The organism is Paraburkholderia sp. SOS3, from assembly GCF_001922345.1.
Classification (GTDB): Bacteria; Pseudomonadota; Gammaproteobacteria; order Burkholderiales; family Burkholderiaceae; genus Paraburkholderia.
Genome location: NZ_CP018812.1, coordinates 459,154 through 483,722 on the forward strand (window position 1 = coordinate 459,154; position 24,569 = coordinate 483,722).

Sequence of the window (24,569 nt, forward strand, 5' to 3'; positions counted from 1 at the left end):
TTCCTCAGTTTTCGAGTCGAAAGGCGACGCGCTTATAGTTTCATGATGTAGACGAGACAATAATAGGGAACCGTTACGTTAATGGTATGAGATTGAGCGTCCTGTTTCGCGCTAGAGACCGAATGCCCGTGCGCCACGTCATGTTGATAGGCCGTAATATCGTTTCTCGCGAACATAAGCGTTGATGTCGACGTCGGAGTATCACTGCTGTTAAAGTCTGCGTAATAGCAGTGAGGGTAGTCGTTACCGCCGGAATCGACGTCGGCGGGGCTGTGGAAAGCGTTGATACTGTAGCCAGTACCATCGGCAGCATTATGAACAGACAGCGTCAGTCCCGATGGAATGTGCTCGGGCTGCAGCACAGTTCCGGCTATCGTGACGGTAACCGCTGGAGTCTTGCTATCGCTCGTCGTCGCAACATACTGATTGTTCGGATCACTGGTGTTCATCGCGACGCTATTCTTCGCATTCTGATTCTCAATACTGCTCCCTAATACGAATCGTCCGCGTAAATCCGGCGTAGGTGGCGTGCCATCGCATAGCGCCCAGCCTTCAGGGATGGAAGTTCCCGAAAACATCATGATCATTCCCTTCACAAAAGCGATGGACGCATTCAGGCTAACGCCATTGCTGTCGACCATAATTCCCGAGCCCGCTTTGACAGCCACGTTGCCATTGCTATCAAACTCAACGCCATTACCGATCTTGACCTTGAGTCCGTTAGCATCGACGTCCATTCCATAACCGGTGTGAACGGTCGCCCTGACGCTATGGTCGGCAGAGTCGATTCCGAGGCCAAGTCCCGTCTTCAGCGAAAGCTTCCCTTTGTTCGCGGCGTCGCTGTCCGGCGCGACTTGCATCCCCGCGCCGACGCTGTTGTCCGTCTGATCCGCACTTTGGCCGATCGCGCGGCGGCCGCATTCAGCGATATCGATGAGTTCGCTGAAATCGGTGTCCAGTGGAATGGAGCCCGCCTGGAACCGGCTTTTCAGATCGTCCGTCGTTCCGCCTGTGGTGCCGGCCACTGCCGCAGCACCTTCGCTCGAATTTGCGTTCGCCATGACTTACTCACTCCTTGGTCCCATCTGCAGGGGGCAATGAATCGTTTTTCGGCACGAAGAACAGACTGTTTTCCACAATGACGTCGACATTCCACTCGTCGCCGCCCGCGCCGATCACTTCGGTCTGCTGCTCCGGTGTCGCAATGATCATCGCGCCGATGCCGACATCGAGAGCGGCAGGCACCCGTCCTAATCCGAGTTTCCACAACAACTGGAAGGTGGCCGTGCTCGGCGCGGTCTTGGTGCCTTGCCATACGGCATAGCTCAGCGCAAAGCTCGCAAACGACTGGGGGTCGTGCGGGTCGGCACTGAGCCAATGGATCATCAACGCAATATGTGCGGGAAGCTCTGCCTGAACGCACTGCTTGATCCACGACTCGGTCGCATCGGGGTCGCCCCCCTGGGGCAGCATGCCCTTGTTCAGCACGAGGCTGACGATCATTGAAAATCGATCGGCGATGCTCAGCGTGTGCCACGCGTAGCCGCCGGCATCGGCGGGGGACGGAAAGGTCCCGGTTTCTCCTGCGGCGGGAATCACCTCTAGCGTCCCCGCGATGCCGTCGACCTGCTTGACGAGAACCTTCATCGACCAGCTTGTGCCATCCGGTCCCGATATCGCATCGATCGACAGCAGATCGCCTTCCCGCACGCCCGCCGGAAACGGAAACGACGATGCGATGGTCAATACGACCGGTGCGACGGGCGGGTCCGGTGTGTCCACCGCATACGTCAACGGATAGACGATCTCTCGCAACCATGCCTGGCAGTTCTGCCAGTAAAGCGCGTGATCTTCCTGCGCCTCGAGTACCGCGGAGACACGCGCGGCGAGCGGCGGGTTGGCGGCGAGCTGCAGCGTGAACGATTGACTGGCTGCATCCACCTTGTCGACGATCAACCCTTGCAGCGTCATTCCGTTGCTTTCCGGATAGAGCCGGAAGTCGATCAGGTCTCCGCTTCGAAGGTCCGATAACGAAGGCGTTGCCGGACACGTCACCGTTAGCGTACGGCCGTCTTCCGAAAGGTCCACCGCGGTCGGATAATCAGGCGTGTCGTAGGCAGGTGATGGTTTTGCGGGCAGCAGCGAGCGATGCTCGACGAGATAGAACGGCAGCCTGCCCATCTCCACCGGGTGCGAGAACAACGTCTCGCCCCACCCCATGCGGGCGGTAATGCGCTTTTGCAGCGCGGATACCCTGTCTACGCGGATATTGGCGCGCCGGTAAGCCAAGCTCGTGACTTCAGCCAGATAGTCCTGCTCGACTTGCAGAAATTCGTCCTGCGACGTGTCGAGCATCTGCGACGCTCGCTGCGTGCCGAAGTAGCCCAGCAGAAAATTGACTACGTTTAGCTCTTGCTCGTAGTCGTCGGCGGAAGACGTGATCTGATCGACGAGCAGATTCTTGTATGCCGCATGCGCAGCATCCCCGGCGCTACCATCGGCATAAGGCCATTGCGCGCCCCACACCGTATCGCCATCGCGTTTGAACGACAGCAGGGCGGGAAGCATGGCCAACTGCTGGCACCCGTTGGCCATCGCCTGCTCGAACGGCAACAGATACTGATACAAAGGCTGCGGACCGCCATAGCCGATCGGCAGTTGCAAACCGTAGCACGCCGGCATCCTGTCGGTCACCGGGTGGTATTGCGACAGGTTGCGCGCTTTGCCGTAAGGCAATACCACCGGCGGATTGCGCTGTATGACGACTGCCGGTAATTGCGCCTCGATATCGTCCTTGCTGCAGACCACGATCTTTCCGTCCGCCGTGATCAACCGCACCGATTGCACGAGCGTGCCGATCGGATCGTCGCCCCATGTCTGCGGATAGCGGTTCGGCCCCCCCGTGTTCCAGGTCCACATGCCGTTGCCTGACGGCGGATCCGAATATTCCCGAAGAGACAGAATGCTTTTTACGCCCTCAATCTGCATCCATTTCTGTGCCAGTCCGCTCAGATTGACGTACACAGTGTTGGTGTAATCGGTCGCCGCGGGCAATTCAGGCTGCCATCCGTGCAGCAGATACGGCCCGTCGTAAATGTCTTCCGTCGCAAAGCCTTGCTGCTGTAAAGCCGCGGTGCTTTCGTGATCGACCGCCGGAGAGATATAGGCCTCGGTAGCGGTGTAAATATCAGCGAAGATTCTTGCGTAATCCTGTGCTCCCTCTTCGATCTGTATGTCCGCGATGGGATTGATTTCCACGGGCTGCGCCACCACGATCTTGCTGATGCATTCGCACAGGTTGCGGTAATCGGTGAGGAAAGCGCCAAGCACCTGTTGCGCTTCGGCGCTGTTCGCAGCCGACTCGCGAGTCGGCTCCAGATACAGCGCGTAGTCGCCGCGAAGGCAGTATGTGACCGCGCTTGCACCTTCCTTGGTGAAGCTGAACTCGAGGCTCTCGGGATCGTAGTAGTAGATGTAGTCAAAGCAGTTTGCGGAAGCGGGGTCGTTGGAGTCCAGCGCAATCAGCTGCACATCGCGGTACAGGTAGTAGGTTTCCTGTGGATTGGTGAGATCGAGCAAGGCGCGCCGGTAGTCCGCGGGCGTGATCGGTCCACAGGTCAATGCCGTTTGAGGACCGAAATCGATGGGGAATAAGCCCCCGCCCGGAAGCTGCTCGTCGACCGCTGGCGTAAGCAGATCGGCGAGAGGCAAGGTATGCCGATACGACAGATCCGACGTGCTATAGCTATATCCCTCGATGAATGTCACACCGGGGTCGTGCTCGCCGGTGTCGGTCCAGACCTGTCCACCGAAGTTCGCGATCGCTTGCAACGCCTGATCGCACAGTGCATCGAAATGAATATCTGCCCGGACCAGACGGAGCAGTTCAGAGGGCCGACGCATACGTCCTCCCCGTCGGGTTCGCGCAAGAAGCGGTAGTCTGCCAGGTTAGGATCAGAACCTCGTCGCGTTGTGCATGGATCGAGACCGACTGTCCGTTCAACGTCATGCTGTTGACGCTGGTCACGAAAGGCTGCTGCTGAATCCAGGCAATGATCCCGTAGTAGTCCAGTGTATTGCCCAGCGTGACGCCGCGCGGTCCACCCAGTATCCACGGCATGTAATGCAGCGTCAGCCGCTCCTGCAACTGGCGGTATCCGTAGTCCGGGTTCACGTTGAATGTGATGTTGTAGGCAATCCGGACGTCGCGATATCGCGGATTGACGACCTCGATGCGAGCCCACGCGGACGCGAGTCCCTGCAGATATTGCTTCATTTCGTTCAGATGGGCCTGGCTGAACTGCGGACGCAACGGATCCTGGTTGTCCTTCTTTTCGTTGACGGGTATCGCCACGACGGTTTGTATCAGCGAAGCAGGAAGGTCCGTCATGCTGTCCGCCGGCGGCAGCGCGACATCGAATACGTTGCTGAAATGCGCTTGCAGCAGCGCCGCCATGTCCTGCCATGTCAATGCGCGGTTTCGGTGAGACAGTCGCTGCGCAACGCGCGAGAAGAATTCGGACGGCGTTTCCGCCGGACGTCCGCCGCTAGACGGCCACGGTTGCGTCACGGACGACAATCCCGCCACGGGCGTCACCGCGCGCGTCACGGTGAAGGCAGGCAGCGGGCGTGTGAAGTGGCTTGCGGGCACGGTTTGCGGCTCATCGAGCGTCGCGGTCATGCCGTTTGCGGATATACCCTGCAACCAAACGTAACCGTACTGCGCGGTCTCCGCGCTTTCATTCACCCGCGCCGGGTTCATGAGTGCACACGGCTGATCGAGCACGGCGCGCAACCAGTAGCGGCCGGACGGCATCTGCGGCGCATCGGTGGCGGCGTCGTGCGGCAGCACCGCCGTCCACAGGCCGCAATCCATCAGTCCTTGCGTATCGTCTACCAACGTGTCGCCGAGCGAGGCCCAGGTGTTCGCCTGATTCAGATATTCCCATGCAGGCTGCAACGACTGCGGGCTCTGTAGTTGCCAATACAACGAAAGCGTTTCGCCCGGGGTGCCATCGGTCAGCCCGACATATAGATATGAACTATCCGGATCATCCGGTTGCGCGCCCTCCGCCATATAACCGAACGGCGTCAGCAGATACTGGACGATGTCGGCCGCCTCGACGGCATAGCTCACCGTCATCGCATTGATTTGAGGTGTGTAAGGCGGATTGAGCGTCGTCGTGCCCGCGAGCTTCTGGTAATCCTGATGGCCGAAATCGCGACCCGTCAATTCGAAGCGGAGCCAGCGCGGCCAGTCGCACGGATTCGACGGATTACCTGCGCCGGTGGGCAGCATTGGCGGTACGGCCACTGTCAGGCTGGCCCCGGCGGGCGCACCCTTGCCTGCGGCGAAGAGCGGCTGCGGCCCCGTCGCGGCCGGGTTGTCGATGCTGGACGAAAGCGGCTGCGCGCCCGAGCTCGACATCAATAGCGCCTGCACTTTGAAGTCGCTATTGTCGGCCGGCTTGACGTCGCTATCGTAGTTCGCGTACCAGTCGGGAAAGCCTTCGTCCGGCAGACCCAGCCATCGTGGTGCCAGCGTCAGTTCGAGCGGCGCGGTCTGCTCGCACCAGTCAGCGGCGATCAGATTGAAGCCGCTCCCGACGACAGGCATGGTGCCGAACGGATAACTCGCGCCGTCGAGACGGTTGGCGCCGCTATCGGTGCCATAGCTCACGGCACTGCCGCCTTCGACCTGGACTGACAAGCCCACGATAACCGGCACCGTCTGACCGTTCACGCACCCGAGTTTCAATACGGGGACGTCCATCGTGATGCCATCGAGATTGTCGGGCGGGCTGATGGCCGGCTGATCGCCGTCGAGCAGCCACGAAAGGGTCAGTTGATCCTGCGACACGCTGGAAAGCGCGAGTTCGAGCCAGCCATTGGCGCCGCTCACCTGCGCGACAGTCAAATCCGCGCTCGTCACAACTGAGCCGAATGTCACAGTGAATGTTCGGATTCCTGTACTCATTGCAAGCGAATCCGATGCGATCAACCGGCCGACGACTACCGGCTGCTGTTGCGCTTCGGGATCGAACAACCTGACGCCGGCCGTTGGCCAGGCGCCCTGCTGCTGATCGTATGCGATAGCGGCCACTAGTGATGGGCCATCGCCGGGCTGCACCCAGCGCAAGTCCGTCCAGACGCTGGGGTTCACGAGCAAGTCGGCGTCGAGTGCGTATCTGATCGGGACGCCGCCGGTTTCGCCCGCATCGAACAGGGTGCCGGCCCGCAACAGGCATTCGCGAACCGACGGGCTCAGTGCGAACTGCAATACGACATTGTCCGACTGCGCCGGCGACTCCCGCAAACTCAACAGCTCGCGATAGTAGAGATCCCTGTGCGCGAACGGCAGGTAGTTGAACAGCGCTCTCGGCGTTTTCAGCAGCTGGAGAAACGCCAGCATGAACGCCTGTTGCGGCAGCAACGTTCCATCTGCCGAATCCGGTTTGCCAGACAGTTCGGCAAGCACGGGTGGAGCGTTCCCTGACATGAAGAAGAAGTCCGCCCACGTGTAGCTGCTGTCAAACGGTATCAGCGCGACGTAGTCTTCGAAGGATTGCAGCAGCTGCTCGTCGCTACGGCCATCGAGTCTGAAGCCATCGTCGACTGCAAGCTCGCTGAGCGCCCGGAGCAGCTTGTCCGGCACGGTCATGTTTGCTCTCCTGCCAAATTCCCGGCCATCCGTTCATGGTCGAGAGACTCGTGTGCCGAGCCGCCTCATGCCCAAGCGGGCAGGTGCGGCTTCAGGCACGGACAAATTGCTGATGTGCGATAAATGCCCCGCGACCCATGCCGGGTGCGGTCGTATCCGGTGTAAAAGGAGTGCTCGCCATCACAGCCGGGGCCGTGGGCGTGAACCGCGCGGTGAATTGCGCCCCTGTTCCCTGAAGCATCAGCGGCGTCTGTCCCGCGACATAGGGCGCCGTCTGACTCGCGTCGAGCATTTCGATGCTGACGATGCCTGCGCCAGGCGAATAACCGGCAATGAAGTACTGCGCCGGCCATTGCGCGCGCTGCTCGTCGCCGACCACGCAAATCCGCCGGCCCAATATCGTCGCGATTCCGGTACCCGTCAGGATCGCGGGTCCCGAGAGCACAACCTGGCGCGGGCCGAACATCGGTTCGAAGGTCGCCTCGTCGCCGTCGCAAAGCACCGGTGAACTCATTGGAGCACTCCTCGCACCGCCTGTGCGATGTCCAACGTTCCCGACATACGCTGCGCCACGTCACTGCCGCGCAGGCAATACGTAATGTCGACGGACACCGTGCTGCTGTTCGTTCTGGACTGGTAGACGCGTATTCGCGTCAGGTTTGCGCGAGGCTCATAGCGCAGAATCGCATCCACGACTCTCGCCTCGATATTGCTCGTCAGGTCGCCGTTGATGTTCTCGAACATGACGTCATAGAGCGCGCACCCATAGCCGTCACGCATGATTCGCTCGCCCGGCTCGGTACTGAACAGAATGCGCAAGCTCTGCCTGACGTCCTCCGCGCCGTTCGCCATGACAACGCCGTCATCGATTGAGAATGCGGGTGGGAAAGCCCATCCGCGTCCAAAGATCCGGGTCAGAATGTCGTCGCTCATGCCAGGTGCTCCGTGACGGACGGTTTGCTTAACTCGAGAAATCGATCTTCGGGCCCTCGATGGAGACCGAAGTCTGGCCCGACAGTGTCAAACTGCTGCATTTCAGCGTCAGCGTGCTGTCGGTCTGCAGTTCGCCGCCCTGCTTGAGACTGAGCTGCTCGTGGGGCGAACTCAGAGACACCGCCTGACCCTGCGTATCGAAGCGCAGCTGGTATTGCTGGCCCTCGTGACTCACGACAAGGGCCTTCACGAAATTGCCGGCGTCGGGTTCGATCGGCGCCGGATTCAACGGGTTGTGCATCGAGCCCAGAATGACCGGATAGCTCGGGTCCTCGTCGAAGAAGCCGACCACGACCTCGTCGCCCACCTCCGGGTAAAAACAGAATCCGCTCGTCGCGCTGGCATAAGGCTTTGCAAGCCGGGCCCAGACTGCATTGCTGCTCTCGCCCAGCACAGGGAGACGAACCTGCAAGCGATGCATGCCATCCGGATCTTCCTTGAAAGCGCAAACCACACCGATGTGCAGGCCACACGCTCTTGGCATCGACATCGGCTCGCGCAGCACGTCGTCGTAACCGAGCGTCAAAAGCGTACGCCAGCCTTCGCCCTTTGCGATTCGATGACGGATACCGGTAATGATGGCGCCGCCGTCGAAGGCCCGGCCGAATCCTTCTATCCCCAGTGTCTGCCCCAAGGCGTAATGCGCCGAGCCGTCGATGAGGAATTCGCCCGAAGCCCGGGACGACTGAAAATTCATCAACAGGCCCTTCGCCAGCGCGGTCGTTTCGTCGAGTCGAAGCGGTGTGCTGTAGTTGAACGACCACGGCACATCGTTGATCTCGTGCCCATGCGCACAATTGAACGCGCCGCTGCCTAGCTGCGTCGCTACGCCGGTGACAGTGTCGTTGATCTGCGCATGATCGTTCCAGCTCGAAGCCGTCAGGACGGATGGCTGGAATTGCTCGCTGAATGTCCAGGCGCCCTCTTCGATCAATGTGTCCTGTCCCGGCACGGACGCTCGTTGCCGCAATGTCCGCGCGGGTTGAGGCGCGAGCCGGGGCGGCGCGATTTCGACTCCTTCCGGATTCGGAAACGCCCACACGCCGTTGACACCCAGACGGTGGCGCATGAAATGCCAATCGGAGCAACGGAACTGTACGAGCTGGTCATGCTCGACGCTCATTCCTTCGACGTGCAGCAACGCAATCCCCTGGGCGACCAGCAGGTTTGTCGCGATCACCGCGTCGGTCATGTTCTCGAACAGTTGCGATCGATGCGTGTTCTGCAGCTTCTGCAAGTCGTGGCGCAAATGCAGCACGAGTTCGGTCCGGGCCCGGGTCATACTGAGTTCCTGCCTCACGATCACGCCGCGGAAGATCAGATGTCCTCTGTCGTCCGGTTCATGAAGCAGCACTTCCACTTTTTGCCCTGCGCTACAAAACGCAATCTCTTCCTGAAAGGTGATCAGATCTTCCAGCGCGTCGCCTTCCACGGACAGCACAATGCGCGCAGTGGGGATCGCATTGACCTTGTGCTGTACTTCCGTGCGCTCCGCCTTGAGCGCGATCAATGGCTTGGGAGGCTCTCCGACCATCACAGCCGTGACCGGTACGGGACGCATCATTGCTCCTTGTCTGCGCTTGAGACCTGCAGTTGCTGCCCCGGCTCGATCGCGTCAAGACTGTCCAGATCGTTCTCGGCTGCGACCTCCAGGTAATCGGGCGCTTTCGCCAGCGAACCCGCAGCGCTCGTGGCAATCGACGGCAACGGCGTCGCATCGGGCACGGTAACCACTGCCTCGCCTGGCGAAAGCAACTGTTCCTTCGCGCTTTGCAGTGTCAGGCTGCCGTCCGCTACGAGCTCCAGCGTGGCGGTCGCTCGCAGAGGAGTCGCATCCCGCTCGAACAGCGTGTAGCGTATCGACAGCGAACTCATGCGTCCCGCGAAATAGCCGTGGCCATTCCAGCCCATCCTCCCCCACTTCACTTGCAGATAACGGGGTTCGCTATGCGCCGGGTCGACGTTGTAGCAGAGGCCGCGCAACAGACCTAATTGCGCGTCGATCGGTTTCCGATTGCCTGGCATTCTCGCGTCGAAAAGCAACTCGAGCGATAAGCTGCCGGGCTTCGTCTGTACATAGCGATTGCTTTGCCGCGTCGTATTGATAAACACGTCCGGCACGAATTCCGTCTGATAACTGAGGCCGATGGAATCCGGGTTGTACATCACTGCCAGGCTGCCCACGAGTTGAGTCAATTCCCGGTCGCCGTAGGCGATCAAGGTCAGCTTGCCCGTCCTTCCGAGCAGGCCCACGATCACCACTCCAAACGCTGTTCGCACAGCATTTCGAGCACCCTTCGCGCGATGGTTTCGACCCACTCTTCATCGGGCAGACGCCTTGCGGGCAGAACCTCCACGGGACACGCTTCATCCGCGGTGACTTTCGCCTGGATAATCAGCTCACGAATCTCGACCGTCATAGCTTCGCTCCTAACGGGATCATGTCCTGGTACCGCAACTCGAGCGTATTGATCAGAACCTGATTGCTATTGGCATCGAGATCGCCGGTCTGCCATCGCACGGGAAGCGCTTTTGTGATCACCCAGTTCGTCAATGGCAAAGGCCACGGGTCGAACAGCGAGATCACCGCATTCAGGTACATCACCTTGCCGCCGAGCAGCTGCCTGTTGAACAGCACGCTAAGCGGCGTCAACAGCATGACGCCCCGTTCCATCACTAGCGATCCATGCTGGATCTTGTCGGCAAAGAAGCGGTTTCGCAGATTCTCGCCGCCCTCGGAGTAGGCGGTGACGCCCAGTTCGCGCCCTAACCCGGTGATTCGCTGGAAACTCGCGTCGATGATGTCGGGCACCGGTACGCTTTCGATCCAGAATGTGACTGAAAAGCGATGCGATACGGAGGGCTGATAAAACGGTCTTTCCATCACGCCCTCGCCTGTGGTGCGTTGACCGACATACGGGTATCGAACGTGAGGCTGATCTCGATGAACTCGGCAGGATAAGCGACCGCCACGCCGATCTTGATGATCATCTTCCCCTGATCGATATCCGCTTGCGTCATCGTTTCGCCGAGGCCGATCTGCACAAAAAAGGCCTCGGCCTCCTCTGCCCCGTAAAGGCCGCCCTCCAGCCACATGTTGCGCAGCCAGATATGGGCCATTCCATGGAATTTGACCCAGGTAAGCGCGTTGTTGTCTTCGAAGACGAAGTGCCGGCCCAGCTGGCCGATTTGCGATTCGATGTGCGCCACCAATCGCCGGATCTGCACATACAGCCACGGCGATGCGATGTCCACCGCGAGCGTGCGGCACCCCCAGATGCGAACGCCCTTGCCGGCGAAGCTTCGGATCAGATTGATGGATGGGCCTGTCGTCTGGAACAAGCCGGACGATTGCAGCCACGAACATGTCGGCTTGATGACCTGAGACAGCGCGACGTTGGCGGGTGCGCGCCAGATGCCATATTGCTCGTCCGTCGTCGCCATGACCGCGATCACCGCCGCAGACGGTGGAACCACGATCTGCGTTTTCGTATCGCTCTCGTAGCCGGTCACGAGACGAGGCCAATACGCAGCGCCCCATTCTGGTTGCGTGGGATGCTGCGCGAGAAATGCAGACAGACAGGCGGCAGCGTTCGCAGGGTCGTCAGGGCTGTCGAAAACGCCGAATACGCCCGCGCGGACCTGGCAGGCAGCGAGCAATGACAGCCACGCTTGCGCCCAGTATGCGGATTCTCCGTCGGGCAACAGCACCATGTCGGGAATGGCTACCAATGTGATGCTGGCTTCCTGCGCAATCGCGGTGGAAATGCGACCGTCGGAGATCGCCGCGATCAGGTCGTCCGGGGTAAGGTCCACGGGATTGGCGTATGACCCTAACGAAAGCACGAAACCGCCTCGACCGCCATTGTCGAAATAATGCCGTACTGCGTAATAAAGGATGTATCCGTCCGGCGCTGCACCGCCGAAGGCCGACTCGTAATCGTCGAAACTGTTTATCGCTACGAGCGTATAAGCCGTTCCCTTCTCGGTGTACCCGACAAATACCGGCACGGCGGTCGCAACGGGATCGTATTCGCCGGGTATCGCATCGTCGCTGTACACCACATCGGGTTGACTGATTCCCATCATGGAAGCTTCCCCTCGTCCGCGTGCGCGCACCCGTCACATCGACATGCTCTGCGTGAACTCCAGAATGATGAACTCGGCCGGCCGCGCGGCTGCCATGCCGACTTTGGCGATCATCTTCCCCGCGCTGATGTCCTCGTCCGACATGGTGACGTCTTTGCCGATCTGCACGAAGTACGCATCCTCGGGCTTGCCTCCGGCCAGCGCGCCCTGCCGCCATAAGCTGTACAGATAATTCTCGATCGCGTGTCTCGTCTTCTCCCAGGTAGGCTGGTAGTTCGGTTCGAACATCATGGTCTGCATTGCCTTCGTAATGTCCGCTTCGGCGCTGTTGAACAGGCGCCGCACCTGGATGTACCGCCAACTCGTGTCGGTCGCTTCCGATGTGCCGGCGAGGGTGCGGCACCCCCACGGCACGATTCCGCGGCCCGGAAGCTTGCGGATGACGTTGATGCCGTCATCGTTCATCGTGCCCTGGTCGGCATCGCTGACCATCACCGCTACGTCGAGCGCACCGCTGATCGGAGCGTTCGCCGGGGCATTCCATACACCCCGGGTTCTGTCGGTCGCGCAATAGATGCCGGCCATTGCGGCGGCTGGCGTTACGGACACTTTTAATCGCGCAAGACGTGAATCGATCGTTGCGCTGATTTCTGTGTACAGGTCGGGATTAACGGGCTTGAGGTCGCTAAACCCGGTCACCGATCTGCCGCTGTCGTCTATATATCCGATGACCTCAATAAGATCGTCGGGCGGGCGCTCCGATGCCGCTGATTCAATGAGGCCGGGATAGTAGACGCTCGTATATTCGGATTTTGTATCTGGAGGCTTCCCCTGGGCATCCGCATCGGCGATCAGGAAATAATTGTTCCCCGCGCCTAGTAGAGAGTTCAACCAGGAATAGTACGTGTCCCGACGATCCGAATCGATCGTGTAATGCAGATAGACAAGTAAGGTGATATCTCGCACCCTTTTTATAGCCGATATAACACCATCGCTCGTCCCTATCCTAAGGATGTAACAAGGTCCTCCGCCGTTTTCAAAATATTGCCGCAATGCCAGGTCGATTTCCGGATGACATTGCAGGATTACTTCGTATGTATAGGAATAGCCACCACCTGACAGCGGCTCTGAATCAATTTTCACGGCGACTTCGCCGAGTCGAGGATATAAGCCCTTAAGCACACAATAGTCGAGCCAATTATCCAGGCGAATACAGACGTCCTCTGGAATGTCTGTGTTCAGATTCTCACTACAGTCCGTGAGAAAAACGGGCACCGCAGTAGCAGCAACATTGACTGATACCGAGGGCATCCCTCCCTCTACAACATAAACACCGGGACAACTGGGTTGCGTTGTCATCGTGCGCCTCTCGTTTTATTGAGTGCGTGGGTGCGATGGGAAGGCGAACGCAGCTTAAGCGTGCTCCATGTCTTGCGTAAATTCGAGAATGATGAATTCGGCAGGCCGCGCGGCCGCCATACCGACCTTGACAACCATCCGCCCCTGGTTGATGTCGTCATCGGTCATCGTGACACCTTTGCCGATCTGCACGAAGTACGCTTCACTATCCGAGGCTCCGGCCAATCCACCCTGCTGCCACAAGCCATGTAGATAATTCGTAATAGCCGTGCGCACCTTTTCCCATGTCGGAGGCGTATTGGGTTCAAACACCATCGTGTTCATCGCACTGCGCATATCGCGTTCGGCGCTGTTGAACAGACGACGTACGGAGACGTAACGCCAGTTATCGCTGTCCTCCAGCGTGCGCGCTCCCCAGACGGTCGGCCCCGTATCCTCGAAAGTGCGGATCATGTCGATTGCTCGGCCCTGGTTGTACTCTCCCTGCAGGTCGTCGCTCACCCTGAACTTCGGCGTGTACCCACCCGGCAGCGGCATATTGGCCGGCGCCTTCCAGACCCCGCGACTGCGATCGTTCTTGCAGTAGAGGCCGGCCATCACCGCGCTCGGTGGGATATCAACCGTCGTCCAGTTCACTTTGAGATAAGGGTAATAGACCGCTGCATACGGTGTGCTCGGGTAAGCGTCCGCTGCCCCTGTCGTCGTGATTTCGGTGGTAGGACCGTCGAGGATAACGAACAGCCCGTACCCGGGATCGGTAAGCATCGTGATGCTCGTCGAAATATCGTTGCCGTTCGCGACAGCCAGCGTCACCACGTCCTTCCAGGCAATTACCGCATTCGCGAACCCGGAATTCGCCGTTGCGTAGCAGGTGCCGCCGCCCGATTCGAAATAGGCACGAAGTCCGGCCACGCTCGCATCGGTGAAATCGGGGGCGCCGTCGTAGTAGTTCGTCAACTCGAGGTAGCTATTGAATTTCACCACCTCCGTACTGAAACTACTGCCCATGCAAAAAAACGGCACGGCGGTCGGAAGGTTGCTGACCGAGATGGCGGGAGAGGCATCTTCCTGGATGTACACACCAGGATAAGTGGTGACGACGGTCATGGCATTTCCCTCTTACGCAGTGGCCTGAATCGTGATGCGATCGGCCATCAAAGACATTTCCTGCACCGCAATCTCATTACTCGCGGCATCCAATGTGGGTGATGACAAGGATGTCGGAAATGCGTTGGCGACGTTCCATGTCATCAACAATGTCGTGCCTGCCTCGTCCGTCAGACTGATGGTGATGTCCTTTTTCTCCACCTGATTGAGCGAAATCGAATTGATCCACGCATACAGTTGCGAATCGCCGGGGAAGACTCCTTTGCGCAAGGTAATGTTTGGAACCTGGCGCTGGCCCGGCATCTTGAACCAGTTCCCAATGCCGTCACGATATTCAATCGTGTCGTAGGTGATGTTCAATCCGGAAACGTTGTTGAAAGGAATGTCCTCGCCACCCATCGAGACGATAAAACGATAGGTTGGAATCGGATATGAGGCAGCTATCTGATCGGGTGTAGTCGCCATGACCGTGCTCCTTGTTGCACATGTATTCAAACCTGTTTTATCGTATTCCTAACTTCTGACGTCAGGGAATCTTTACGGTTGAATCCTAGCAGGCGACTTCAGTACTTCAAGCGAAATCGGAAAGAATATTCAAATAACTGGATGAGCGGTTCGAGTCACGAATGCCAACATTAAGTTGATGGCAAACGAAAATGCCGGACACACCGGTACCGTCGTCGAACCGCTGCATCGACAATCTGCGCCGCAATGAGGCAGCTCGCAGTCGATGGTGATGAAAATTGACCGCTATACGCGCCTCGCCGCACGCATCAACGCGACATAAGCGACGGCCCCGGCAATCGCACCGATCAGCCAGCCGAAATTGTTCTCCGGCAGCACATGCAGCAGTTGCGTGCAAAGTTCCCAGCCGATCGAAATGCAACCCGAAACAGCGAGCGCAATGACGCCCATCCTGTTCCAGCCGCCGTCATAATAAAAGCGGCCTTTCGGCGACATCGAATAGAGTTCGGCGGTCTGTACCTGCTGCTTCTTGACGAGATAGAAATCGGCCATCATCACGCCGTAAAGCGGCGCGAGCACCGCGCCGAAAACACTGACGAAGATCGTGATCGCCTTCGCGCTGTCGACGAAGATCCACGGGCAGACAAGCACCGCGAGAATCGACGCAATCAGGCCGCCGCGCTTGAAATTCACATGCTTCGGAAACAGGTTCGCAATGTCGTACGCGGGCGAGACAAAATTGGCAACGATATTGATGCCCATGGTTGCGACGATGAACGTCACGCTGCCGATCACCACCGCCACCTTGTTCTGGATGTGCGCGACGATCGCAACCGGGTCCATGATCATCTGCCCGAACACGGTCGCGCTGCCCGACGTCACGATTACCGTAATGATCGCGAAGACAATGAAATTCACCGGCAAGCCCAGAAAATTGCCCGCTTTCATCTGCCGCTCGCTTTTCGCAAAGCGCGAGAAGTCGCCGAAATTGAGCAGCAACGCCGCGAAATAGCTGACGACGAGCAGAATCGCATTGCCCATCGAGGCCAGTTGCTGACCGCCCGTCAGCTCCTTGCCGCCGAGCGTCAGGCTCAGGCTGCCGAGCCCCGCCTGCGAAAGAATCCACGCCATCAGCACGAACATCACCACATAGACGGCGGGCCCGCAGAAGTCGATGAACTTGCGGATCGTGTCCATGCCGCGCTGAAAAATGATCAGCTGGAAGATCCACATAAAGAGGAAGCTGATCCAGCCTAGGCCATCGAGACGCAGGAAGCTCACTTGCGTCAGCGACGCCGAAGCGGGAATAAACAGAACGAGCAACGTTGCGACGGCTTTCGACGCGAAATAGGTTTGCACGCCATACCAGACAATACCGACCACACCGCGAATCACCGCCGCAAGGTTCGCGCCCATCACGCCCATGCTGACGCGCGCCATCACGGGAAACGGAATGCCGTGCACGTAGCTGGGCTTGCCGACCCAGTTCATCAGCACATACACGATCAGAATGCCGACCGCGAGCGCAAGCAGCACCTGCCAGCCGGAGATGCCTAGCAGAAACAGACTCGCGGCAAACGTATAGCCGCCAACGCTGTGCACATCCGACATCCACATCGCGAAGATGCTGTAACCGGTCCACGTGCGTTTATCGTGCGGCACAGGCGCGAGGTCGCGGTTATGCAGCCGCGCATCGGCTTGCTCAGCGAGTCCATCCAGTTCGCGTGGTGCGTCGCTATCGTAGAGAGGTGACGAGGACATGGCTTTCCCCTTAAGGGTTAACGACCGGTTATCTGCGAGAGATGCAGTGCGTTACGTAGTGCCATGGCGCGGTCCGCGAGTGCGGAATGACGGGGATGGGGATCGCGTCGGAGTGGATTTTTATGCTTGCAATATAGATTGTTTGAGTAATGCGAGCGCTTATCCAGTTGTCAAAAACCGGTGGCGTGTCAATGCGACGAATCGGACGGATCGGTGCGCGCAGCGGAAGCTCGCTCGACCGTGGCGCTCGCCTCGCGCATTTTCTCGAGTGTCTTCGGTCCGAGCCGCAGCGCAATGCCGATCGCGAGCGCGTCGACAATGCAAAGGTGCACGAGGCGCGACACGCCCGGCGTGTGCGGCTCGACCGCGTTCGGCGCGCGCAGCAGCAATGGAATATCAACGAGCCACGCAAGCCGCGATCCGACGTTGGTCAGCGCGATCGTCGTTGCGCCGCGCTCCTTCGCGATCTGGATGCTTTCGTTCACTTCGACGCTGCGCCCGGAATGCGAAATCGCGAACGCTACGTCGCCGGGTTCCATCAGGCCGGCGTACAGCCGTTGCAGATGCGCGTCCGTGAATGCGCTTGCGGCAAGATCGAGGCGCAGCAAGCGCAGTGCGGCGTCCTGCGCCACGAGCCCCGAGCCCGCGCCGACGCCGAAGAAATAGACGCGTCGCGCGCTGGTCAGCGCGGCGAGCGCCGCTTCGACCGCAACCGGATCGAGCGCGCTGCGCGCGTGGCTCAACCCTTCGATCGCTGCTTCGCCTACCTTGTCGAATAGCGTCTGGATATCGTCGTTACGCGCAACCGCCTGCGACTCGTACGGCATTCCGCCCGCGGCGCTTTGCGCGAGACGCATCTTGAAGTCGCGCAGGCCATGCGCGCCCACCGCGCGGCAAAAGCGCGTGACCGACGGCTCGGAGACTTCCGCACGCTGCGCGATCTCGGTAATGCTCGCGCGCATCGCAAAGTCGACGTCGGCCAGCACCATGTCGGCAACCTTGCGTTCAGCGGGCCGCAGCGACGGCAACGCATCGCGAATATGGGGAATCAGGTTTGCTGCGGACACCCGCATGTTCCTCTTGGGTTCAAGGTCAGCAAATCGGCGCCACGGCGCCCGCTGCACAACGCGAGCACGCGCGGCGCGGCGTCAGGCAATCCTGCGTCCGCTCTGCGTATCGAACAGATGCCGGTGTTCGAGTGGCAGCCGCAGCGAAATGCGCTGGCCGGGCTCGAGCGCCGCGCGCTCGCGCGTCGTCACGCACCACGCAGTGCCGCCTACCTTGCCATACAGATGCGTTTCCGCGCCGGTCGGCTCGATCACTTCTATCGTCATCGGAATGCCGTCCTGCGCATTGCCCATTTCGACATGCTCGGGCCGCACGCCGAGCGTCACCTTTGCGCCCGGCTGCACCGGCTGACCTGCGAGCGGAATGCGCACGCCGTCGGCAAGCAACAGCGTCAGGCCAATGTCGCCGGCCACGACTTCGCCTTCCGCGAAATTCATCGACGGCGAACCGAGAAAACTCGCGACGAACAGATTGCCTGGCCGGTCGTACAGCTCGAGCGGACGCCCGATCTGCTCGATGCGCCCCGCGTTCATCACGACTATGCGGTCCGCCATCGTCATCGCTTCGATCTGATCGTGCGTGACGTAAATCACCGTGTTTCTGAGCCGCTGATGCAGCGCCTTGATTTCGGTGCGCATCTGCACGCGCAGTTTTGCGTCGAGATTCGACAGCGGTTCGTCGAACAGGAACAGCGCAGGCTCGCGCACGACGGCGCGGCCCATCGCGACGCGCTGCCGCTGGCCGCCCGACAGCGCACGCGGAAGGCGATCCAGATAGCCGCCGAGGTTCAGCATTTTCGCGGCCGCTTCGATACGCGGCTTGAACTCCGACGCCGATTCCTTGCGGATGCGCGGGCCGAACGCGATATTGTCGTACACCGAAAGATGCGGATAGAGCGCGTAGCTCTGAAACACCATCGATATATTGCGCTGCTGCGGTGCAAGCGCGTTCGCGCGCGTGCCGCCGATCGTCAACTCGCCGCCGCTGATTTCCTCGAGGCCCGCGACCATTCGCATCAGCGTGCTCTTGCCGCACCCCGACGGGCCGACCAGCACGACGAACTCGCCGTCGTCGATATGCAGGTCGATGCCGTGCACGACCTGGGTGTCGCCATATCGCTTGTAGATGCCGCTCAATTGCACTGCTGCCATGCTGTCCTCGTCGTTGTCAGCCGGGTTTTGCCTTTGCTTCCTGCCGCATCTTTGCTGCCGCTTGCGCCTGTTCGCATCTACTCGCGGCTGTCGCGCCGCCCGCTCAAAGCGATTCGAGCGTCAATTCCTCGGCCATCAGCCGGTTGCCCGCCATCAGGCCGCCGTCGACCGGCAGCGCCACGCCGGTAATCACGCGCGCCAGCGGCGACGCGAGAAACAGCACCGCATTCGCGATGTCATCGGGCGTCGCGAAGTCGCCCAGCGGATACCACTTCTTCAGGTTTTCGAAGACCTGCGGATTTTTGTCGACACGGGCCTGCCACGCCGGCGTCTTCACGGTGCCGGGGCAGACGATATTCGCGCGAATGCCGTAGCGGCCCAGTTCGACTGCGAGCGCCTTCGTATAGCTGATCAGGCCGGCCTTTGCCGCGCTGTACGCTGGGTGTCCGAGCATCGCCATGCCGTTGACCGAGCCGATCAGCACGATCGCGCCGCGCTGGCGCTCGATCATCGATGTGCGCACCGCCTCGACCGTGTGGTACGAGCCATTCAGATTCGAATGCACGTCGCGCTGCCACGTCGCGGCATCGGTCTTCGCAAGCGTCAAGCCCTCGGCCGAGCCCGCGTTCGCGACGACCACATCGACCGGGCCGGTCGCGGCGGTCGCGCGCGCAACCGTGTCTCGCACTGCGTCGGCGTCGCCGGTATCGACCGCGAGCGGCGTGACATGCGCCGCGCCGAACCCGTTCGCGAGCGCTGCGAGCGGCTCCGCTTTGCGATCGAGCGCCAGCACGTGATCGCCCGCTTCGACGAAGCGCTTTGTTAGTACGCTGCCAATGCCGCCACATGCGCCTGTCACCAACACCACACGTTTCATCGTCGTCCGTCCTCGTGCATTTTATGCCACATGCATCGCATTCGATGCCATGTAAATTTCCAACATGTGAGACACCGACACGCTCCGTAAGCCCTATGTAGCCAGCGCATCGATGCGCCTCGCGGTTTACCCGAATCGCTACAAAAAAGCCCATTTTTACAGGATGTTATGCAAACGATACGGCGTCAAAAAATTATCGGCATCCCTACGTGACAACATTTTTTTCGTCCTGTAGGATTTTTTCAAACAATTCAACCCAAAGCGGCCGGCGACGGCAGCGGACCACCCAGGAGAGAGAAATGTCGTTGCATGCACGTGCTTCCCTCACGCTCGGCAAGCTTGCCGTGGCGCTCACGTTTGCAGGAATGGCCATAGCGGCGCATGCCGATACGGTCCGCGTCACGGTCGCCCACTACAGCGATCAGACGGCGCCGTACTTCGAGAAAATGGCGCGCCAGTTCGAAAAGGCAAATCCCGGCACCACGATCAAGATCGAAGACGTGAACTGGGACACGCTGCAACAGAAGCTGCAAACGGACATCTCCGGTAATGCGAACGCCGACCTCGCCATCGTCGGCACGCGCTGGCTGCTCGACTTCGTGAAGGACGGCGTCGCCGAGCCCCTCGACGGCTACATGGACGCGAACTTCAAGAACCGCTTCATCGGTCCGTTCCTGGCGCCGGGTCAGATCGACGGCAAGACGTATGGTCTGCCGATCGCCGCTTCGGCACGCGCGCTGTACTACAACAAGGACCTGCTCGCGAGCGTCGGCTACCCGAATGGCCCGAAAACGTGGAACGACGTGATCGACGCGTCGAAGAAGCTGAAGGCGAAGGGCATTGCCGGTTTCGGCCTGCAAGGCAAGGAAATCGAAACGGACGTCTACTATTACTACGCACTGTGGACCAACGGCGGCGACGTCGTGAGCAAGGGCAAGGCCGCGTTCGATTCGCCGGCCGGCATCAAGGCCGCGACGCTCTACAAGACCATGATCGACGAAGGCCTCACGCAACCGGGCGTGACCGGCTATAGCCGCGAAGATGTGCAGAACCTCTTCAAGCAGGGCCGCGTCGCGATGGTGATTTCCGCGCCGTTCCTCGCGAAGCAGATCAGGAAGGAAGCGCCGAATCTCAAGTACGGTATCGATCCGCTGCCGGTCGGGACCAAGGAAGCGACCTACGCCGTGACCGATTCGATCGTGATGTTCAAGAACTCGAAGGTGAAGAAGAGCGCGTGGAAATTCCTCGACTATCTGTTCACGAAGGAGCCGCGCGTCGAGTTCACGAGCACCGAAGGCTTCCTGCCGACGACGAAGGCTGAAGCGGCCGACCCGGCATTCGCCGATCCGGACACGAAGGCGTTCATCGCCCTGCTGCCGACCGCGCACTTCGCGCCGACCATCACGGGCTGGGAAGACACCGCGAAGGCCGTGACGAACGCGATGCAAGCCGTGTATCTCGGCAAGGAGAAGCCGGCCGATGCGCTGAAGCAGGCGGCAAACGAAGCAAATAAGTCGTTGGGCCAATAGCGCGGGACCAGCACGCCTGCCCGCCATGATGCCGCGTCACGCTCTACCCGACGCGCGCGGCGTCGACATCCTCAAGCCCGCGCCGCCGCCCGCCGGCGGCGCAGGTCACGCCGCACCCGGCCTCGCGGCCGGCGCTTTTCTGAACGAACACGAGCACGCATGAGCCGCCCCGCCTCCGCTTCCGCACCCGCCGCGCTGCGCGCTTCAGGGTCCGTTTCGCCGCGCATGACCACGCCATGGCTGCTGATCGCGCCCAGCCTGATCCTCGCGCTGTTCATCATCAGCTACCCGATTTTCAACATCGTGTATCAGTCGATGCACGAGGTGTCGCGCTTCGGCGCGATTCGCGATTTCAACGGGCTGCAGAATTTCTATGCCGTGTTCACCGACCCCGTGTTTCTCGACGCAACGCGCCGCACGCTCGTGTGGACCGCATGCGTGGTCGGCGGCACGGTGCTGCTTTCGGTGCCCGTCGCGCTGATCCTGAACCAGGATTTTTACGGCCGCGGCGTCGCGCGCACGATCGTGATGCTGCCGTGGTCCGTGTCGCTGACGATGACCGCCGTGGTCTGGCGCTGGGCCTTCAACGACGATTACGGCATGGTCAACGTCACGCTGCAGCGCCTTGGTTTGATCGGCGGCCCGATTCACTGGCTCGCGACGCCTGAGCTCGCGTTTCCGGTGGAAATCGCCGTCGGCATTCTCGTATCCATTCCGTTTACGGTGACGATCCTGCTCGGCGGCCTGTCTTCGGTGCCCGGCGATATTTACGAAGCCGCGCGCATCGACGGTGCAAGCGCCTGGCAGCAATTCCGCCAGCTGACGCTGCCGTTGCTGCGGCCGTTCATCAACATGGCGATCCTGCTGAACGTGATCTACGTGTTCAACTCGTTCCCGATCATCTGGGTGATGACGCAAGGCGGCCCCGACAACGGCACGCATATTCTCGTCACCTATCTTTACGAACTCGGCTTCCGGCTCGGCCGGCCGGGTCAGGCGGCCGCGGTGTCGCTGATCATGCTCGTGATGCTGTTCGTGTTTTCGATCGCGTATCTGCGCATGCAGCCGCAGAAAGAAGGAGACACAGCATGAACACGAAAATGAAACGCTCGCTATGGTGCTGGCTCGCGCTGTCGCCGCTCGTCGTGGTCGTGCTGTTTCCGTTCGCGGTCATGTTTTTCACCGCGCTGAAGCCCGCGCCGGAAGTATTCGTCTATCCCGCGCGGTGGTTGCCGATGCACTGGCACTGGCAGAACTTTGTCGATATGTGGGATGCCGCGAATTTCGGCGTCGCGCTGCGCAATAGCGCGGTCATCAGCTGCCTGTCGACGCTGCTCGCGCTCGCGGTCAGCCTGCCCGCCGCTTATGCGCTCGCGCGCTTTCCGTTTAGCGGTCGCAGCGTGTACCGGCAGTTCCTGCTCGTCACGCAAATGCTGTCGCCCATTCTGCTGGTGGTCGGTCTGTTCCGGCTCGCGGCGATGATTCCGTACGGCGACGGCAATCTCGTCGATTCGAAAATCGGCGTCATCGTGTCATATGCGGCGTTCAATATCGCGTTTGCCGTGTGGATGCTGTCGTCGTATTTCCAGACGGTGCCGCGCGACCTCGAAGAATCGGCGTGGCTCGAAGGCTGCAGCCGGACGCGCGCGGTATTCAAGGTGTTTCTGCCGCTCGCGGTGCCGGCTATCGTGGTGACGGCGATTTTCACGTTCATCAATGCGTGGAACGAGTTCGCGGTGGTGTATACGCTGATCCGCTCGCCTGAGAACAAGACGCTGACCGTGCAGGTCACCGATATGGTGGCGGGCAAGTACACGGTCGAATGGCAACTCGTCATGGCCGCCACCTTGTGTGCGACGCTGCCGGTTTCGGTGGTGTTCGCGTGGCTCCAGCGCTATCTCGTCAAAGGGCTTGCGCTCGGTGCGGTGAAGTAGTGGTCCGAAACCGTTTGCGCGCCGGTTGAAGACGACACATACCCGGTAATAGACTGTCGGTTTTCCATTGCACGAAGAATTACGCATAACGAATGGAGACCGTCTCATGACCCACAATATCGAAGGCCGCACGCGCTGGCTGGCACTCGTCGTGCTTTGCCTCGGCGTGCTGATGATCGTGCTCGACACGACGATCGTCAATGTCGCCTTGCCCTCGATTGCAGCCGATCTCGGCTTCTCGGAAACGTCGCTCGTGTGGGTCGTCAATGCATACATGCTGACGTTCGGCGGCTTTTTACTGCTCGGCGGCCGTCTCGGCGATCTCTACGGGCACCGCAAGCTGTTTCTCGCCGGCATCACGCTGTTCACGCTGGCGTCGCTCGCCTGCGGGCTCGCCAATTCGCAGGTGATGCTCGTCTGTGCGCGCGCGGTGCAGGGTCTCGGCGGCGCAGTCGTCTCCGCCGTGTCGCTATCGCTGATCATGAACCTGTTTACCGAGCCCGACGAGCGCGCGAAAGCAATGGGCGTGTACGGCTTCGTCTGCGCGGGCGGCGGCAGCATCGGCGTGCTGCTCGGCGGCCTGCTGACGAATCTGCTGAGCTGGCACTGGATCTTTCTCGTCAACCTGCCAATCGGCATCGCCGTGTATGCGTTGTGCGTCACATTGCTGCCCGCAGGCCGCGGCCATGCGCACGGCGAGCGGCTCGACGTTGCAGGTGCGATCACGGTGACGGCGTCGTTGATGCTCGCCGTCTACGCGATCGTCAACGGCAACGAAGCGGGCTGGACGTCCGCGCAGACGCTCGGCTTCATCGGCATTGCGGTCGCGCTGCTTGCCCTGTTCCTCGCGATCGAAACGCGTGTGCAGCATCCGCTGATGCCGCTCGCGCTGTTCCGGATGCGCAACGTGTCGATCGCCAATGCGATCGGCGTGTTGTGGGCCGCGGCGATGTTCGCGTGGTTTTTCATCTCGGCGCTCTACATGCAGCGCGTGCTCGGTTTTGCGCCATTTCAGGTCGGACTTGCGTTTTTGCCCGCGAATCTGATCATGGCGGTCTTTTCGCTTGGACTTTCCGCACGCATCGTGATGCGCTTTGGTATTCGCCGGCCGATCGGCGTGGGTCTGCTGCTCGCCGCGATCGGGCTTTTGCTGTTTGCGCGCGCGCCGGTCGCCGGCCAGTTCGTGGCCGACGTGCTGCCCGGCATGGTGCTGCTCGGCATCGGCGCGGGCGTTGCCTTCAACCCCGTGCTGCTCGCCGCGATGAACGACGTCGAGCCGAGCGATACCGGACTTGCGTCCGGTATCGTCAACACGTCGTTCATGATGGGCGGCGCGCTCGGTCTGGCGGTACTCGCCAGCCTCGCGGCCGCGCAAACGGGCGAGCTTGGCGCGACGCAGGACATGCACACGGCACTCACGGACGGCTATCACGTCGCGTTTCTGTGCGGGGCGATCTTCGCCGCGCTGGCCGCGGCGCTCGGCGCATTCGCGCTGCGCACGGCACCGTCGCAGGAAGCGCAAGCGCAAGAACAAAACAAACACCGCGCCGCGACGGATCGGGTTTGACACGGCCG

22 protein-coding genes are annotated in these 24,569 nt (G+C 60.4%); 5 read left to right on the forward strand and 17 right to left on the reverse strand.

What is annotated here, in order from left to right; genetic code table 11:
• Positions 1 to 32 precede the first annotated feature (32 nt).
• The 17 genes from BTO02_RS22050 to BTO02_RS22125 form a co-directional block, all read right to left on the reverse strand.
• Complete coding sequence (locus tag BTO02_RS22050; RefSeq protein WP_075159376.1) at positions 33 to 1,061, reverse strand: tail fiber protein; 1,029 nt, start codon at positions 1,059 to 1,061, stop codon at positions 33 to 35.
• Positions 1,062 to 1,068: 7 nt separating this feature from the next.
• Positions 1,069 to 3,903 carry a hypothetical protein gene (locus BTO02_RS22055; protein WP_083615311.1) on the reverse strand — a complete coding sequence of 945 codons (2,835 nt, stop codon included), beginning with the start codon at positions 3,901 to 3,903 and terminating at the stop codon, positions 1,069 to 1,071.
• The gene (locus BTO02_RS22060; RefSeq protein WP_075159377.1) at positions 3,887 to 6,661 is read right to left on the reverse strand and encodes a hypothetical protein; all 2,775 of its coding nucleotides are present in this window, start codon (positions 6,659 to 6,661) and stop codon (positions 3,887 to 3,889) included. The genes BTO02_RS22055 and BTO02_RS22060 overlap by 17 nt, the downstream gene beginning before the upstream one ends.
• Before the next feature lie 91 nt (positions 6,662 to 6,752).
• Positions 6,753 to 7,175, reverse strand: coding sequence for a hypothetical protein (locus BTO02_RS22065; RefSeq protein ID WP_075159378.1), 423 nt, complete (start codon positions 7,173 to 7,175; stop codon positions 6,753 to 6,755).
• Positions 7,172 to 7,594: a GPW/gp25 family protein gene (locus BTO02_RS22070; protein WP_075159379.1), complete on the reverse strand. Its 423-nt coding sequence runs from the start codon at positions 7,592 to 7,594 to the stop codon at positions 7,172 to 7,174. The genes BTO02_RS22065 and BTO02_RS22070 overlap by 4 nt, the downstream gene beginning before the upstream one ends.
• A 28-nt stretch (positions 7,595 to 7,622) precedes the next feature.
• On the reverse strand, positions 7,623 to 9,218 hold the full coding sequence (locus tag BTO02_RS22075) for a phage baseplate assembly protein V (protein WP_083615312.1): 1,596 nt from the start codon (positions 9,216 to 9,218) through the stop codon (positions 7,623 to 7,625).
• Entirely contained in the window at positions 9,215 to 9,907 is a 693-nt protein-coding gene (locus BTO02_RS22080) for a CIS tube protein (RefSeq protein WP_075161264.1), read from the reverse strand. Before BTO02_RS22080 ends, BTO02_RS22075 begins: the two co-directional genes overlap by 4 nt.
• A 2-nt stretch (positions 9,908 to 9,909) precedes the next feature.
• Positions 9,910 to 10,074 (reverse strand): DUF5908 family protein, encoded by a 165-nt coding sequence (locus BTO02_RS34410; RefSeq protein ID WP_156883941.1) that lies wholly within the window; start codon positions 10,072 to 10,074, stop codon positions 9,910 to 9,912.
• Entirely contained in the window at positions 10,071 to 10,538 is a 468-nt protein-coding gene (locus tag BTO02_RS22085) for a phage tail protein (RefSeq protein WP_075159381.1), read from the reverse strand. Before BTO02_RS22085 ends, BTO02_RS34410 begins: the two co-directional genes overlap by 4 nt.
• On the reverse strand, positions 10,538 to 11,743 hold the full coding sequence (locus tag BTO02_RS22090; RefSeq protein ID WP_083615313.1) for a phage tail sheath family protein: 1,206 nt from the start codon (positions 11,741 to 11,743) through the stop codon (positions 10,538 to 10,540). Before BTO02_RS22090 ends, BTO02_RS22085 begins: the two co-directional genes overlap by 1 nt.
• 33 nt (positions 11,744 to 11,776) lie before the next feature.
• The gene (locus BTO02_RS22095; RefSeq protein WP_075159383.1) at positions 11,777 to 13,102 is read right to left on the reverse strand and encodes a phage tail sheath C-terminal domain-containing protein; all 1,326 of its coding nucleotides are present in this window, start codon (positions 13,100 to 13,102) and stop codon (positions 11,777 to 11,779) included.
• A gap of 54 nt (positions 13,103 to 13,156) precedes the next feature.
• Positions 13,157 to 14,209: a phage tail sheath family protein gene (locus BTO02_RS22100; protein WP_075159384.1), complete on the reverse strand. Its 1,053-nt coding sequence runs from the start codon at positions 14,207 to 14,209 to the stop codon at positions 13,157 to 13,159.
• A 12-nt stretch (positions 14,210 to 14,221) separates the two neighbouring features.
• Positions 14,222 to 14,674 (reverse strand): phage tail protein, encoded by a 453-nt coding sequence (locus BTO02_RS22105; RefSeq protein WP_075159385.1) that lies wholly within the window; start codon positions 14,672 to 14,674, stop codon positions 14,222 to 14,224.
• A 285-nt stretch (positions 14,675 to 14,959) separates the two neighbouring features.
• Positions 14,960 to 16,435 (reverse strand): NCS1 family nucleobase:cation symporter-1, encoded by a 1,476-nt coding sequence (locus tag BTO02_RS22110; RefSeq protein WP_075159386.1) that lies wholly within the window; start codon positions 16,433 to 16,435, stop codon positions 14,960 to 14,962.
• A 188-nt stretch (positions 16,436 to 16,623) separates the two neighbouring features.
• The gene (locus BTO02_RS22115; protein ID WP_075161265.1) at positions 16,624 to 17,502 is read right to left on the reverse strand and encodes a MurR/RpiR family transcriptional regulator; all 879 of its coding nucleotides are present in this window, start codon (positions 17,500 to 17,502) and stop codon (positions 16,624 to 16,626) included.
• An 81-nt stretch (positions 17,503 to 17,583) separates the two neighbouring features.
• Positions 17,584 to 18,654 (reverse strand): ABC transporter ATP-binding protein, encoded by a 1,071-nt coding sequence (locus BTO02_RS22120; protein ID WP_075159387.1) that lies wholly within the window; start codon positions 18,652 to 18,654, stop codon positions 17,584 to 17,586.
• 103 nt (positions 18,655 to 18,757) lie between these two features.
• Positions 18,758 to 19,531: an SDR family oxidoreductase gene (locus tag BTO02_RS22125; RefSeq protein ID WP_075159388.1), complete on the reverse strand. Its 774-nt coding sequence runs from the start codon at positions 19,529 to 19,531 to the stop codon at positions 18,758 to 18,760.
• A gap of 299 nt (positions 19,532 to 19,830) precedes the next feature.
• Between BTO02_RS22125 and BTO02_RS22130 the strand changes: the two genes are divergently transcribed.
• The 5 genes from BTO02_RS22130 to BTO02_RS22145 all read left to right on the forward strand — a co-directional run bounded on the left by BTO02_RS22130 (position 19,831) and on the right by BTO02_RS22145 (position 24,561).
• Positions 19,831 to 21,060 (forward strand): ABC transporter substrate-binding protein, encoded by a 1,230-nt coding sequence (locus BTO02_RS22130; RefSeq protein WP_075159389.1) that lies wholly within the window; start codon positions 19,831 to 19,833, stop codon positions 21,058 to 21,060.
• A 25-nt stretch (positions 21,061 to 21,085) separates the two neighbouring features.
• Positions 21,086 to 21,223 (forward strand): hypothetical protein, encoded by a 138-nt coding sequence (locus tag BTO02_RS34415; protein WP_156883942.1) that lies wholly within the window; start codon positions 21,086 to 21,088, stop codon positions 21,221 to 21,223.
• Positions 21,220 to 22,152 (forward strand): carbohydrate ABC transporter permease, encoded by a 933-nt coding sequence (locus tag BTO02_RS22135; RefSeq protein WP_075159390.1) that lies wholly within the window; start codon positions 21,220 to 21,222, stop codon positions 22,150 to 22,152. Before BTO02_RS34415 ends, BTO02_RS22135 begins: the two co-directional genes overlap by 4 nt.
• Complete coding sequence (locus BTO02_RS22140; RefSeq protein WP_075159391.1) at positions 22,149 to 22,994, forward strand: carbohydrate ABC transporter permease; 846 nt, start codon at positions 22,149 to 22,151, stop codon at positions 22,992 to 22,994. The genes BTO02_RS22135 and BTO02_RS22140 overlap by 4 nt, the downstream gene beginning before the upstream one ends.
• A 106-nt stretch (positions 22,995 to 23,100) precedes the next feature.
• Positions 23,101 to 24,561 carry a DHA2 family efflux MFS transporter permease subunit gene (locus BTO02_RS22145; RefSeq protein ID WP_075159392.1) on the forward strand — a complete coding sequence of 487 codons (1,461 nt, stop codon included), beginning with the start codon at positions 23,101 to 23,103 and terminating at the stop codon, positions 24,559 to 24,561.
• Positions 24,562 to 24,569 lie beyond the last annotated feature (8 nt).

Excerpts from the sequence above, each read along its gene's own strand:
- BTO02_RS22130 (WP_075159389.1), top strand. The coding sequence starts at position 19,831 with ATGTCGTTGCATGCACGTGCTTCCCTCACGCTCGGCAAGCTTGCCGTG.
- BTO02_RS22135 (WP_075159390.1), top strand. The coding sequence starts at position 21,220 with ATGAGCCGCCCCGCCTCCGCTTCCGCACCCGCCGCGCTGCGCGCTTCA.
- BTO02_RS22095 (WP_075159383.1), bottom strand. The coding sequence starts at position 13,102 with ATGACAACGCAACCCAGTTGTCCCGGTGTTTATGTTGTAGAGGGAGGG.
- BTO02_RS22145 (WP_075159392.1), top strand. The coding sequence starts at position 23,101 with ATGACCCACAATATCGAAGGCCGCACGCGCTGGCTGGCACTCGTCGTG.
- BTO02_RS22065 (WP_075159378.1), bottom strand. The coding sequence starts at position 7,175 with ATGAGTTCACCGGTGCTTTGCGACGGCGACGAGGCGACCTTCGAACCG.
- BTO02_RS22120 (WP_075159387.1), bottom strand. The coding sequence starts at position 18,654 with ATGGCAGCAGTGCAATTGAGCGGCATCTACAAGCGATATGGCGACACC.
- BTO02_RS34415 (WP_156883942.1), top strand. The coding sequence starts at position 21,086 with ATGATGCCGCGTCACGCTCTACCCGACGCGCGCGGCGTCGACATCCTC.
- BTO02_RS22055 (WP_083615311.1), bottom strand. The coding sequence starts at position 3,903 with ATGCGTCGGCCCTCTGAACTGCTCCGTCTGGTCCGGGCAGATATTCAT.
- BTO02_RS22070 (WP_075159379.1), bottom strand. The coding sequence starts at position 7,594 with ATGAGCGACGACATTCTGACCCGGATCTTTGGACGCGGATGGGCTTTC.
- BTO02_RS22090 (WP_083615313.1), bottom strand. The coding sequence starts at position 11,743 with ATGATGGGAATCAGTCAACCCGATGTGGTGTACAGCGACGATGCGATA.
- BTO02_RS22110 (WP_075159386.1), bottom strand. The coding sequence starts at position 16,435 with ATGTCCTCGTCACCTCTCTACGATAGCGACGCACCACGCGAACTGGAT.
- BTO02_RS22105 (WP_075159385.1), bottom strand. The coding sequence starts at position 14,674 with ATGGCGACTACACCCGATCAGATAGCTGCCTCATATCCGATTCCAACC.
- BTO02_RS22075 (WP_083615312.1), bottom strand. The coding sequence starts at position 9,218 with ATGATGCGTCCCGTACCGGTCACGGCTGTGATGGTCGGAGAGCCTCCC.
- BTO02_RS22140 (WP_075159391.1), top strand. The coding sequence starts at position 22,149 with ATGAACACGAAAATGAAACGCTCGCTATGGTGCTGGCTCGCGCTGTCG.
- BTO02_RS22100 (WP_075159384.1), bottom strand. The coding sequence starts at position 14,209 with ATGACCGTCGTCACCACTTATCCTGGTGTGTACATCCAGGAAGATGCC.
- BTO02_RS22050 (WP_075159376.1), bottom strand. The coding sequence starts at position 1,061 with ATGGCGAACGCAAATTCGAGCGAAGGTGCTGCGGCAGTGGCCGGCACC.
- BTO02_RS22085 (WP_075159381.1), bottom strand. The coding sequence starts at position 10,538 with ATGGAAAGACCGTTTTATCAGCCCTCCGTATCGCATCGCTTTTCAGTC.
- BTO02_RS22060 (WP_075159377.1), bottom strand. The coding sequence starts at position 6,661 with ATGACCGTGCCGGACAAGCTGCTCCGGGCGCTCAGCGAGCTTGCAGTC.
- BTO02_RS34410 (WP_156883941.1), bottom strand. The coding sequence starts at position 10,074 with ATGACGGTCGAGATTCGTGAGCTGATTATCCAGGCGAAAGTCACCGCG.
- BTO02_RS22125 (WP_075159388.1), bottom strand. The coding sequence starts at position 19,531 with ATGAAACGTGTGGTGTTGGTGACAGGCGCATGTGGCGGCATTGGCAGC.